The organism is Microvirga terrestris, assembly GCF_015694425.1.
Classification (GTDB): Bacteria; Pseudomonadota; Alphaproteobacteria; order Rhizobiales; family Beijerinckiaceae; genus Microvirga; species Microvirga terrestris.
On record NZ_JADQDN010000003.1, the window covers coordinates 308,985 to 320,902 of the forward strand.

The window sequence follows — 11,918 nt, forward strand, 5'->3', positions numbered from 1 at the left end:
TACGGCGAAAACTCGCCGCAGGGCAGACCAAGCGCAACAAAAAAGCCGGGGAGGCTATCACACCTCGCCCGGCTGCCTTTACGGAAGCTGCGTTACTGCTTGGGAGCCTCGTTGGCCGAAGGCTGCGCATTGGGCGCCGGATACGCCGGATTGGCCGGCGCGATCCGGTTGGTGGGATTGGCGTTGGACGAACCGGTCGTGGAGCCCGTCGTGGCCGAGCGGGCGGCGTCCGTGCCCGGATCGTCGGGCGAGGTCGACCCAACCCAGATCATGTAGCCACCGACGGCGACGGCCAGCAGCAGGAGCGAACCGATCAGGACGCCGAGAACAGGACGGCCTGAGCCTCCCTGCCGGGTCCGATCGTCGGGGATCAATTGAGCCATCTCGAGCCTCTTTCAGTTATTGTGCCTGTTGAGCGAGCAGCAAGGCTCGGCATTATCAGGGCAACGCCAGATGGAGGTGGCGGTTCCTGCCGGGATCGATCTTGGCCGTTTGCCTGTCCATGCGTCCTACCGTCTGGATCCAATGAAGCTTTTTCCCGTTGTCCGACACAGGCCGCCAATCACGGTCAGAGACGAGGGGCCGATGGGTCGAGCAAGCGGGCGTGCACGAGGTGTCGCAGGGTGGGCAAAGCCTCCGCCGGGCTGCTCTCAGCCATGTTTTCGCCGTTTTCGAGACCCTTGGGTAATCTCTGATTCAAGGAGAGATCATGCTGGACAATCGCATCAGTCTGGACGGGACTTGGGAATTTTTGCATGTGGCCGACGACCGTCTCGCTGGCCCGGCGGAGGTTCGCCAGATCACCGTGCCCAGTCCTTGGCAGGCCCAGTTCGCGGACCTGCGCATGCGCGCCGGCATCGGCATCTATCGCCGGACGATCGAAGTTGAGGAGGAGTGGCTCCACGACAGCGTCTGGATCCGCTTCGGCGCCGTATTCCACAATACGAAGGTTTTCGTGAACGGCGAGGCCGTGGGCCACAACGAGGGCGGCTTCCTGCCCTTCTCCTTCGACGTGACCCCCCACCTGAAGCCGGGGGCGAACGAGATCAAGGTCCGGGTCGACAGCCCCACGGACAATCCGGCCGAGTTCCCGGACTCGCCCTTCGCCGAGATTCCGTTCGGCAAGCAGAGTTGGTACGGCCCCCTGTCCGGCATCTGGCAGTCTGTCTATCTCGAGCGCCGCATTCCGGACCACATGAGCCGCGTGCGCCTTGTGCCCAACCTGACCACCGGCCGCGTGACCTCCGGCGTGTTCTTCGCGCGTCCGCTCACCGACGCGACGCAGATCCGCATCCGTGTCACCGACCCGTCAGGCGATGTGGTGCTCGACGAGATGCATGAGACGCAGGTCGGCGTCACCTCGATGCCCTTCGAGTTCACCCTCGACGATGTGCGCGCCTGGTCGCCCGATCATCCGAACCTCTACCGGATCACCCTGGCTCTAATGCGCGACGACGAGATCAAGGACGAGATCGGGGACAATTTCGGCTTCCGCTCCATCGAGACGAGGAACGGCAAGTTCTACCTCAACGGCGAGCCGCTCTATATCCGCTCCGCGCTCGACCAGGATTACTATCCGGACACGATCTGCACCGTGCCGTCGGTGGAATTCCTGGAGGACCAGTTCCGCAAGGCGAAGGAGATGGGGCTCAACTGCCTGCGCTGCCACATCAAGGCGGCGGATCCGCGCTACTACGAAGTCGCGGATCGCATGGGTCTGCTCATCTGGACGGAGCTGCCCAACGGCGGCATGGCCACCGACCGCTCGCGCGGACGCAAGGAAAAGCTCCTGAAGGGCATCGTCGACCGCGACTGCAACCATCCCTCGATCGTCATCTGGACGATCATCAACGAGAACTGGGGCGTCGACCTCGTCAACGATGCGGACCACCGCGACTGGCTCAAGCGCACCTTCGCCTGGCTCAAGGCCTACGATCCCACGCGCCTCGTGGTCGACAACTCGCCGCTCGCGCCGAGCTTCCACGTGGAATCCGACATTGCGGATTATCACTTCTATGCCGCCTATCCCGATCATCGGGAGCAGTGGGACCAGTTCGTGGACGAGCTGTCGGGCCGCGCCTCGTGGCTCTACTCGCCCCATGGCGATGCGGTGATCACCGGCCGCGAGCCGCTCATGTGCTCGGAGTTCGGGAACTGGGGCCTGCCCTATCCGAAGGACCTGCGCGATGAGAAGGGAGAGGAGCCCTGGTGGTTCGAGACAGGCCACGACTGGGGCGAGGGTGTTATGTATGCCCACGGTGTCGAAAACCGTTTCTCGGACTGGAGTCTGGATCGCGTTTTCGGCGACCTGCGCCGGTTCGTGATCGCGGCCCAATGGCAGCAGTTCCGCGCGCTGAAATACGAGATCGAGGCGATGCGGCGCAAGCCCAGCCTCGCGGGCTATGTCATCACCGAGCTACACGACTGTCACTGGGAGTCGAACGGCCTGCTCGACATGCGCCGCAACACGCGCGTGTTCCACGAGCTGTTTCCCATCGTCAATTCGGACACGGTGATCGCGCCGAAATGGGAGCGTGCCTCCTACTGGTCCGGCGAGAAGGCCTCTCTCGGCCTTGCCATCGCTCACGGTGCCGGGCCCGTGCTCGAAGACTGCACGCTGGAAGTTTCAATTGCAGGCGAGAGCCAGACGCTGCCCCTGGCCCGCATCGAAGCGCCGGACGTGTTCGACTTGGGCCGTGTCGAAATTCAGCTGCCTCAGATGGACGAGCCTTCGCTGCGGCGGATCAATTTCGATCTGCGCACCTCCGACGGCCGCCTGATCGCGCATAACCACCATGACATCGCGATCCATCCCAAGCGCACCCGGCCGGCTCACGCGCGCGAGCTGGTATGGTCGCCGGACGAGGATATCCGCGAGCACTTCCAGGCGCTGGGCTACACCATGGCCCGCGCCTTCGAGGAATCGACTCTTGTCGTGGCCCGCACCCACAACAAGGCGATTGCCGACCATGTGCGCGCCGGCGCCAAGCTTCTGCTGCTGCCCGAGAGCGACATGAGCCTGTATCCGTTCTTCCCGCACTGGCAGGCGGTGAAGGTGCAGACCCGACACGGGACGTTGTGGTCGGGAGATTGGGCGTCGTCCTTCGGATGGCTGCGGCGTACCGGTCATTTCGCGCGCTTCCCGTCAGGACCGCTGCTCGACGAGACCATGGATCGGGTGCTGCCGGACTTCGTGATCTCAGGTTGCAACCTGCTCGACTTCCAGGCCCGAGTCTTCGCCGGTCTTGTGGTTGGCTGGATCCACAAGCCGGTGGCGCTCGGCGTCGAGCGCTCCTATGGGCGCGGTCGTCTGGTCGCCTCGACCCTGCGCCTGATGCGGGATGCGCCTCTGGCCGATCCGACGGCAACGATGCTCACGGATGCCCTGGTGGAACTCGCGGTCGAGTCGCGGACTGCTCGACTCGAGGAAGCCGTCCGGGCCGCAGAAGCCGCGGCGTAAGGCGCTTTACTTCACGCGAAAAGGGCGGTGCAGGTTGTCTGCACCGCCCTTTGCGTTTTGGGAGTAGAAAAGTTACTCGGCCGCGACCTTCATGGCGTCGTCCGACCATTCGATTTCGTTGTCGATGAAGAATCGGTCGAGGGCGCTCTCAAGGTGCGGCATGAGAATGCCGCGCTCCGTGGACAGCGCCGTGTTGAGGGCCGGCAGATCGCCCGCGTCGGTGACAAGGCTGGGGTCGAAGCCCGCGCGCTCGGTCGCCATGGCGGCAAAATCCCGCCAAGAGGTCTCGCCGATATTGGCCATGTGCCAGATGCCTGAGCCGCCATCGATCAGCAGATCGAGAGAGGTGTTCACGAGATCAGGCACATAGGTGGGTGATACCACATCGAGACTGGCTTCCACCCCTTCACCCTTGCTCAAAGTGTTGAGGATGGACCAGATGAAGTTGTAGCGGTCCCAGGGCCCGAAGAAGGCGCTCGTGCGCAGGATGAGCGCCTTGTCATGAGCCTCCAGCACACGGCGCTCCGCCTCGGCTTTGCTTTCACCATAGACTGTCGTCGGGTTGATCGCGTCGCTCTCCACATACGGCCTCTCAAGTGAGCCGTCGAAGACGAGATCGGACGAGAAAGTCACGAGCGGAATGCCGAGATCGGCACAGGCTTTCGCAAGAATCCCGGCCCCTTTGGTGTTCTCGCGGAAGCAGGCCTTGCGGTCGTTCTCGGCTTCCGCGACGCGGACATAGCCGGCGGTGTTGATCACCGCCCAGGGACGATGACATTTCAGGGCGTCCGCGACGCTCCTGGCATCGGCGATATCCATGTCCTGGCGCGAGAGCAGCACGTGGTTGAGACCGCGGAAATCGCACAGGCGCGAATAGGCTCGACCGAGCGTGCCGGTCGCACCTGTGATCAAGAGCTGGCGCGGCTCGTCGGCGAGCCAGCAGGCGCGCGACTCCTTCGACGGGCGCTTGTAAAAGCGGATATCCCGTCGCCACCAGCCGGCGCGGTCGAGCACCGGATGATCGAAGGCTCCTGTCTTGGCCAGCGACTCGCTGGCATGGGCAAGCACCGTCTTGCGAGGCTCGGGCGCCCTCACGTCGAACGGCCCCGGCTCGTAGAAGTCGTTGCGCTGGGTGAGGAGGCTGTTCCAATCCACGGTGCCGAAGAGCGACCAGACGGTCACGGCCCGAATGTCGGCTCCCTCGTCGCGCAGGGTGCTAACATCGTTCCAGATCTGCATGAGCCATCGCAACTGCTCGTCGCGCGTGCTGCCGTGGTGAGCCTCCGTGATGGCGATGGGCCGCCGGTAGCGCTCCCAGACCTCGCGCAGGCGAGCCGCTGGACCTAGCCCCTTGATCGGCAGCGGCATGCGCACGGCTTCCGCATCGGCGTATTCGTGCCGGCCGTTGCCGCCCCAATGGTGTTCCGGATAGCGGCTCTTGCGCTCGTCGAGATAACGCTCACTGGTGAGATAGTGATTGATGCCGATGATATCGGGTGCGGCATCGGCCTCGAGCAGGAGTTCGAGATCGGCCTGAGCAACGCCATGATCGAGCAGGATTTGCCACCAGGGATGCTCCCGGTCGACCATGCCGCACAGGAGATCGAAGCTCAGGAAACGGCGCTGGTTCTCGTGCTCCGCCTGATAGGAGAGCGTCGGTGTCGAGAAGGTCTTGCCCATGTCGTCCGTCTGGACGAGCTGTGCGTCGGACCGCACCTTGCGGATGGCTCGCATGGACAGAACGGTCGCCTTGCACTCGTTCACGAGGATCTTGAGGAAGGGTTCGTAACCGGTGCCATGCGGATGCCAGTGTCCGTAAAGACCACAGAACCGGGCCGTGGTGAGCGGCTCGTTGACCGGCGTGTAGAGATCGAGATGGGGATAGCGCTCCGCCACATTGGCGGCATGGCGGGCCAGAAGCTCCGGCCATGCGGAATCGAGCATATGGGTGTAGCGGGGGCCGCTGCCGTGATGGCACAGGCCCGCAATGGCGCGGATATTGAGCTCTTGCAGGCGCTTCAGGCGCGTATCATGCCAGGAGAAGTCCGTCCGGTCCGGGCTCTCGGGAGAGATCGTCTCCCAGAGCACCGGATGGCGCAGGGTGCGGATCCCGAGTTCAGCAATACGATCGAGATCCTCGATCCGATCCTGATGACCGGTCTCCAGGCTTTGGTCGCGGTAGTCGTCGCGGACTCTTGCGACAGTACATTCCAAACCGCCCCAAAGCTCTAGTGATTGCTTCATCGTACAACTCCGAGCTATTTCACTAAGCGTTCTTCAACAATTCTTAGCGCGGATTGTTCGATGACTTTTTTCATTACGAGACCAGCCCTGCCGAAGCCGACACGACCTTGACGGCCGATGTGTCGGCGCCGACCGGCAGGGACTCGTTGATGCGCCGGAAGGTGGCAAGCGCCTGACCGACGATCTGGTCCATGTTGTAGTAGCGGTAGGTCGCCAGACGGCCCACGAACCACACATCCGGGGTGGCCAAGGCCAGACGCTCGTACTTCTTGAACAGCTCCTGGTTCTCCGCCTTCGGGATCGGGTAGTAGGGATCGCCTTCGGCCGACGGGTACTCGTAGGTGAGCGCCGTCTTGGCGTGCTCCTGGCCGGTCAGGTGCTTGTATTCCGTGACACGGGTGTAATCGTTCGTCTGCGGGAAGTTCACAACGCCGACCGATTGGTGCCAGGGCTTATCAAGCGTCACGTGCTCGAAGCGCAGCGAGCGATAGGGCAGCTTGCCGAACTGGAAATTGAAATACTCGTCGATCGGCCCACAATAAATGACGCGACGATGAGGGATGACGTTCTTGACGTCATCGTACTCAGTCTGCGTCATGATATCGATGTTCGGGTGACTTAACATCTTCTCGAACATCCGGGTGTAGCCGTGCTTCGGCATGAACTGGAACTCGTCCGTGAAGTAACGGTCGTCCCGGTTCGTGCGGGTCGGCACGCGCGACGTCACGGACTTGTCGAGCTCGGACGGGTCGAGACCCCACTGCTTGCGGGTGTAGCCGCGGAAAAATTTTTCATAGAGCTCGCGGCCCACGACGGAGACGACCACGTCCTCCGACGTCTTTATCTCGCCGATGGACTCGGCGCGCTCAGCGAACCAATCCTGCAACTGCTCGGAGGTGAGGTTCAGGCCATAAAGCTTGTTGACCGTGTCGAGATTGATCGGGATCGGCACCTGCATGCCGTCCACCTCCGCCAGCACCCGGTGCTCGTAGAAGCGCCATTCGGTGAAGCGGGAAAGATGGTCGAAGATCTGCTTGGAATTGGTATGGAAGATATGCGGCCCATACTGGTGGATCAGCAGCCCGTCATCATCGTACTTATCATAGGCGTTGCCGCCGATATGAGGACGGCGGTCGATGAGAAGGACGCGCTCGTTGCGCTCGCTCGCAAGTCGTTCCGCCAGAACACTGCCCGCAAAGCCGGCGCCGACAATCAGCCAATCATACATTCCAGATCACTCCGCAGGCGTGGTGGCATAAACGGGAAGGGACGAAGCCGGGCGATCCGTGGCGCCAGCACCGGTGGCATCCAGTATCAGCTTGTGCATGGCGGCCCAGGTCTTGTCCCAGGAGCCGGCGGCGAGGTGCCGGTCCACCCTGGCAAGCCAAGGATCCTTCGGACGGGCGAGAATGGTTTCGACCTTGGCGACCACCTCCTTAGCGTTCCTTGCAATCTCGACGAGACCTTTCTCGCCGTACGGGCGCACTACGTCGGTGATCGCGGTCGAGACAACGGGAACGCCGGCCGCCAGGAACTCGGGCGTCTTGGTGGGGCTGATGAACTTCGTCGCCTCGTTGAGAGCGAAGTTCATGAAGCCGACGTCCCAGCCGGCCAGGTAGTGCGGCAGTTCATTGTAGGACTTGCCGCCGAGCCAATGGATGTTGGGCCGCTGCGGCAGGCTGGCCGGGTCGATCTTCACCACCGGACCGATCATCACAAAGTTCCAGTCGGGACGCAGATCGGCAACCTCGGCCAGGAGATCGATATCCATGCGCTCGTCGACGACGCCGAAGAAGCCGAGACGGACATGGGGAATCGTCGCCTGATCCTCGGGATCCTGACGGATGGAGCGAGCCTGCGAGAAATGACTGAAGTCGATGGAGGACGGGAAGCCGTGGATGCTGCGATGGCGGTTCTTCTTGGCCTCATAAAGGCTCATCCCGCCGGTGAACACGAGATCGCAACGCGAGAAGAGCGCATTTTCCAAGTCGATGAGTTCCTGCGACGCTCCGCGGAAGAGCGACAGCTCATCCATGTTGTCATAGATGCACAGGTCGCACTCAAGATCGCTGGTGAAGGCCATGGCCATCGGCGTGTAGTACCAGAATACGCGCGGGCTCGACGCCTCGCGGCCGATCAGTTCCTCGATAAGGTCGTGCTGCTCGGAGATGACATCCTCGTGGGACAAGCCTTCGGGGAGCATGGGAACGGCGATCGTGACGCCCTGCGGACGCTCGCTCACGTCCATATGCGGGGTGATTCCGGGCTTGAATATCGGCTCTTCGATGATCAGCACGTTGTAGTGCTTGGTGGCGCGGCTGAGAAGATGTTGAGGACGCTGCCAGACAAAATCCCAGCGAAGGTGCGAGAAACAAACGAGGAGGGGTTTTTCCGAACCGGCTTTCATAGGCGAACGAAGGGCGTAGGACTGCGTCATCAAACGCTCATGCATAGCGCGAACCTCAGATAAAGGTGTGTTGTCACGGTCGGACAGAAGAACACGGTCCGGGGCGAATAAAACGATGTCTTTAATGAAGCGCACCAACGAAGGGTCGCGGTCGCAATCGATTTTATAACGCAGATGGTACCGTTTGGTTCCATCTGCGTTCATCTTCGTGAACGGCTATTCATGGGAATAGTGGGCGTCACTTCTTTTCGAGCAAGAGCGTTCCTTGCTTTTGAATGAAGGTCTTTGCCTTCTCCGCAATCATCGCAAGTATCCATGGCAATTGGACTTCGACACGCACCTGATCCTGCATGACTTCAAGATGTCCGTTGACGTTCTGACCCATGGCGCCAACGCGGAAATCCATTCGGTTACCGCTCCAATTTTCCTGAATGGAGGCGACCTTGTCACCGAACTGCGATTTTACGCCTGCCATGCCGCCCTGCAGCCGTCGCATGGCTTCGGCTTGGCCCAGATTGTGGGGAATGGAAACGACAAGGGGCTTCGACATGAAAATGCTCCGCTTTTTACTCGACAAGCGAAGCCGTGCCGGATCGGTTCCGTCGACAGAGCATCGAACCTAAAAGCCGAATGCACTTTTGGTCTCTATTTGATGCTCCAATTCTTGAGATGGCGCATCAATCGCGCGGACCCAGAGGTCTGCATGTTGCGCTAGATCATTTCGACACGAATCGCCCGAATGACGATCGCTTCCTGATCGAAGCGACGCTCCAGGTCCGCGCGGTAGCGCTCCCACCAGGGGTGATCAATCTCGCGTGCCATGACCTCGAACACGACGATGTCGTCATGGGCCGTATGGCCGCCTTCCTTCCAGACACCTTCGGCTGGGGCGCGCGTGAAGCTCGTGATGCCGCCGAACCGTTCGGCCAGCTCCGAGCGCACCCGCCCATAGGCTGCGCCGTCGAAGCGGCGGCCTGCATTGTCGGCAAGCGGCAGAAGGATCTGAATTAGGTGCATCGCCTTCCCCTGAAATGCCATGGCCGGAGCAGGACATAGCTCACGGGACGGGAAAGGCGAGCCCTGGAGGCGCTCAGGCCTGCAAAGCTGCAAACAGGTCCTGGTCCGCTTCGGGAATGCCGGCCTCGATTCGATATCGGCCCGAGGGCTTCGAAATACGCCAGGGCAAGGCTGTCGAGGCATTGAAAGCCTCGGAGGGGCGAAGCCGCCGGCCCATGCCGTCAACTTGGATTTCATCGATGACGACGAATCCGAAGATGGTAAGCCGCGTCGCCATGGCCTTCATCGCGCGATCGTCGGCGCGGATGGTCAGCGAGCCCGCCGAATACACGGCATCCATGAGGCTCTTCTGGTCGTGGCGTGGATGGGCCGACGAGCGCGCGCCCGGAAAGCGTATGACGTTCGTCGGCTGAGACGATCTCGATTCCATGTAAGCAACCCTTGGTCCCGAATCGAGCCAAGAATCGTCGCAAGGGATTAAGAAGCGCCTAATCGAGCCGATGAAGGGAGACGTAGCCGACCCCGGACGAGGTCAGGCCAAGAGCTTGTGCGGGTCCCTTGGCGAGATCGATGATGCGCCGGTGGGCGAAGGGACCGCGATCATTTACCCGCACGACCACGGAACGGCCGTTGGTCTCGTTCACGACCTTAAGCCGGGTGCCGAACGGCAAGGATCGATGGGCGGCCGTCATGTCATAGGAGTTGAAGCGCTCGCCGCTGGCGGTTTTGCGGCCATGGAAACCGGGTCCGTACCAGGACGCTGCGCCACGCTGAAAGGCTTTGCCTGTCTCGATATTGGCCGTTGAGATGGATCCTGTGACCGATGGGTCGTTAGAGGCGGTTGTATTGCAAGCAGCAATCAAAAGAAGTGGCACCATTGCAGATGCTCGGGTGAGGATATTCTTCAAGGACAGTCTCCCCTTCCGTTCTGGTTGGAAGTGAAGCTGATCCTTAAAAAGGCAAGAATAAGGCGACTAAATTTTTTCGACGCTCACTCATACTTCAGAGATATGGAATTATTGGTAAAACTAGCCTGAAGAATTTTTTTTGCTGCATGACTATATATGGAACAACGTTTCTTTTGTCTCAGAGCCCATTCTCACTGTTCCGTGATCGCCAGAATGTGACTCTGGCCGGACAGTCAAGCCGCTATAGGTAAGTCTTCACTGTTCCCAAGGCGGCCGAGGCCATCCGTTCGATGCTGAAATCCTCTCCATCCCCGCATGTTGCCATTGTCGGGGCCGGCCCAGGCGGTCTGGCGTCTGCCATGCTGCTGGCCCGCGAGGGGATCCCGGTCACGATCTTCGAGCGCGAACCGGCTGTCGGCGGCCGCACTAGGACGATCCATGCGCCCGGCGGATACAAATTCGACATCGGCCCAACCTTCTTCCTGTATCCGCGCGTCCTGAAGGACATCTTCGAGGTTTGCGGCGAGCGTCTGGAGGACCATGTCGAGCTCAAACGTCTCGACCCGCAATACCACCTCGTCTTTGAAGGCGGCGGCGATATCCGCGCAACCTATGACCTTGAGCGGCTGGAACAGGAGATCGCCCGGCTTGCTCCTGCGGATGCGCGCAACGTGCGGCGTTTCCTCGACGACAACCGCGAGAAGCTTGAGGCCTTCCGGCCGGTGCTGGAACAGGCCTTTTCGAGCCCAGCGGATCTCTTCTCACCAGCAATGCTCGCGGCGCTGCCGAAGCTTAGGCCCTTCTCGAGCGTCGACAGCGATCTCAAGCGCTATTTCGCCGACCCGCGCGTGCGCCTCGCCTTTTCGTTCCAGACGAAATATCTTGGCATGTCGCCGTTCCAGTGCCCGAGCCTGTTCACGATCCTGTCGTTTCTGGAATACGAGCACGGCGTGTTTCATCCCATGGGCGGCTGCGGCGCGGTGTCGGAGGCGATGGCGAATGTCGCCCGCAAGATGGGCGTCGACATTCGTCTGAACACGCCTGTGGACCGCATTCTCTACGAGAACGGCGAGGCTGTCGGCCTTGAGGCGGCCGGCGAGCGATTTGCGGCAGGCTCCGTTGTCGTGAACGGCGATTTCGGCCATGCCATGCGCCGCCTCGTGCCGGAAGAGATGCGCCCGCGCTGGAAGAACAGGAAGCTCGATCGCGCCAAGATCTCCTGCTCCACCTTCATGCTCTATCTGGGCATCGAGGGCGACTTGGGCGATCTCGCTCATCACACGATCCTGCTGTCGAAAGAATACGAGCGCAACATCCACGAGATCACCAACGGCATCCTGCCGGAGGAGCCGTCGATCTATATTCATCATGCCGGCGTGACCGATCCGTCGCTCGCGCCGAAGGGCCATGCGAGCCTTTATGTGCTTGTGCCTGTGCCGAACCTGCGCTGCGGCATCGATTGGGCGCAGGAGGCTCCGCGCTATCGCAGGATCGCGTTGGAGCGACTAAAGGTGCTCGGCCTCACTGATATCGAAAGCCGCATCCGCTATGAGCGCGTGGTAACGCCGCGCGGCTGGGAGGACGAGTTCGCGGTTTTCGAGGGCGCCACCTTCAACCTCGCGCATAATCTCACGCAGATGCTTTATTTCCGGCCGAACAACCGCTTCGGCCGCAACGTGTACCTGGTGGGCGGCGGCACCCATCCGGGCAGCGGCCTGCCGGTCATCTACGAAGGCGCGCGGATCACGACGCGATTGCTGCTCGAAGACCGGGAGCGCCGCAAGATCGGGAATGACGCGCCGGAGCCCGCCGTCGCTCCTTTGAGCGAAGCCGCTTTGTGAGGAACCAGTGCCATGAGTCGAATCGGATTGCTCGCATTTCT

The 11,918-nt window shown here is 61.3% G+C and carries 10 protein-coding genes; 2 read left to right on the forward strand and 8 right to left on the reverse strand.

What is annotated here, in order from left to right; genetic code table 11:
• Positions 1–92: 92 nt before the first annotated feature.
• Positions 93–383, reverse strand: coding sequence for a hypothetical protein (locus tag I2H36_RS08490; protein WP_196263452.1), 291 nt, complete (start codon positions 381–383; stop codon positions 93–95).
• Positions 384–709: 326 nt separating this feature from the next.
• On the opposite strand from I2H36_RS08490, the gene I2H36_RS08495 reads away from it, so the two are divergent.
• Positions 710–3,460 (forward strand): glycoside hydrolase family 2 protein, encoded by a 2,751-nt coding sequence (locus I2H36_RS08495; RefSeq protein ID WP_196263453.1) that lies wholly within the window; start codon positions 710–712, stop codon positions 3,458–3,460.
• A gap of 72 nt (positions 3,461–3,532) precedes the next feature.
• Here the strand turns inward: I2H36_RS08495 and I2H36_RS08500 are convergent, their stop codons facing one another.
• From I2H36_RS08500 to I2H36_RS08530, 7 genes are all read right to left on the reverse strand, one after another.
• On the reverse strand, positions 3,533–5,704 hold the full coding sequence (locus tag I2H36_RS08500; RefSeq protein ID WP_196263454.1) for a family 1 glycosylhydrolase: 2,172 nt from the start codon (positions 5,702–5,704) through the stop codon (positions 3,533–3,535).
• A gap of 73 nt (positions 5,705–5,777) precedes the next feature.
• On the reverse strand, positions 5,778–6,932 hold the full coding sequence (gene glf, locus I2H36_RS08505; protein WP_196263455.1) for a UDP-galactopyranose mutase: 1,155 nt from the start codon (positions 6,930–6,932) through the stop codon (positions 5,778–5,780).
• A gap of 6 nt (positions 6,933–6,938) precedes the next feature.
• Positions 6,939–8,141, reverse strand: a complete 1,203-nt coding sequence (locus I2H36_RS08510; RefSeq protein ID WP_246718709.1) for a glycosyltransferase — start codon at positions 8,139–8,141, stop codon at positions 6,939–6,941.
• Positions 8,142–8,349: 208 nt separating this feature from the next.
• Positions 8,350–8,661 (reverse strand): polyhydroxyalkanoic acid system family protein, encoded by a 312-nt coding sequence (locus I2H36_RS08515; RefSeq protein ID WP_196263457.1) that lies wholly within the window; start codon positions 8,659–8,661, stop codon positions 8,350–8,352.
• A gap of 161 nt (positions 8,662–8,822) precedes the next feature.
• The gene (locus I2H36_RS08520) at positions 8,823–9,128 is read right to left on the reverse strand and encodes a hypothetical protein (RefSeq protein ID WP_196263458.1); all 306 of its coding nucleotides are present in this window, start codon (positions 9,126–9,128) and stop codon (positions 8,823–8,825) included.
• 73 nt (positions 9,129–9,201) lie between these two features.
• Complete coding sequence (locus tag I2H36_RS08525; protein ID WP_196263459.1) at positions 9,202–9,558, reverse strand: hypothetical protein; 357 nt, start codon at positions 9,556–9,558, stop codon at positions 9,202–9,204.
• A 58-nt stretch (positions 9,559–9,616) separates the two neighbouring features.
• Positions 9,617–10,006: a septal ring lytic transglycosylase RlpA family protein gene (locus I2H36_RS08530; protein WP_196263460.1), complete on the reverse strand. Its 390-nt coding sequence runs from the start codon at positions 10,004–10,006 to the stop codon at positions 9,617–9,619.
• A 320-nt stretch (positions 10,007–10,326) separates the two neighbouring features.
• Here I2H36_RS08530 and crtI point away from each other — a divergent pair, with 320 nt between their 5' ends.
• Positions 10,327–11,877 (forward strand): phytoene desaturase family protein, encoded by a 1,551-nt coding sequence (gene crtI / locus I2H36_RS08535; protein ID WP_196263461.1) that lies wholly within the window; start codon positions 10,327–10,329, stop codon positions 11,875–11,877.
• Positions 11,878–11,918: the final 41 nt, after the last annotated feature.

Excerpts from the sequence above, each read along its gene's own strand:
- I2H36_RS08490 (WP_196263452.1), bottom strand. The coding sequence starts at position 383 with ATGGCTCAATTGATCCCCGACGATCGGACCCGGCAGGGAGGCTCAGGC.
- I2H36_RS08495 (WP_196263453.1), top strand. The coding sequence starts at position 710 with ATGCTGGACAATCGCATCAGTCTGGACGGGACTTGGGAATTTTTGCAT.
- I2H36_RS08500 (WP_196263454.1), bottom strand. The coding sequence starts at position 5,704 with ATGAAGCAATCACTAGAGCTTTGGGGCGGTTTGGAATGTACTGTCGCA.
- glf (WP_196263455.1), bottom strand. The coding sequence starts at position 6,932 with ATGTATGATTGGCTGATTGTCGGCGCCGGCTTTGCGGGCAGTGTTCTG.
- I2H36_RS08510 (WP_246718709.1), bottom strand. The coding sequence starts at position 8,141 with ATGACGCAGTCCTACGCCCTTCGTTCGCCTATGAAAGCCGGTTCGGAA.
- I2H36_RS08515 (WP_196263457.1), bottom strand. The coding sequence starts at position 8,661 with ATGTCGAAGCCCCTTGTCGTTTCCATTCCCCACAATCTGGGCCAAGCC.
- I2H36_RS08520 (WP_196263458.1), bottom strand. The coding sequence starts at position 9,128 with ATGCACCTAATTCAGATCCTTCTGCCGCTTGCCGACAATGCAGGCCGC.
- I2H36_RS08525 (WP_196263459.1), bottom strand. The coding sequence starts at position 9,558 with ATGGAATCGAGATCGTCTCAGCCGACGAACGTCATACGCTTTCCGGGC.
- I2H36_RS08530 (WP_196263460.1), bottom strand. The coding sequence starts at position 10,006 with ATGGTGCCACTTCTTTTGATTGCTGCTTGCAATACAACCGCCTCTAAC.
- crtI (WP_196263461.1), top strand. The coding sequence starts at position 10,327 with ATGCTGAAATCCTCTCCATCCCCGCATGTTGCCATTGTCGGGGCCGGC.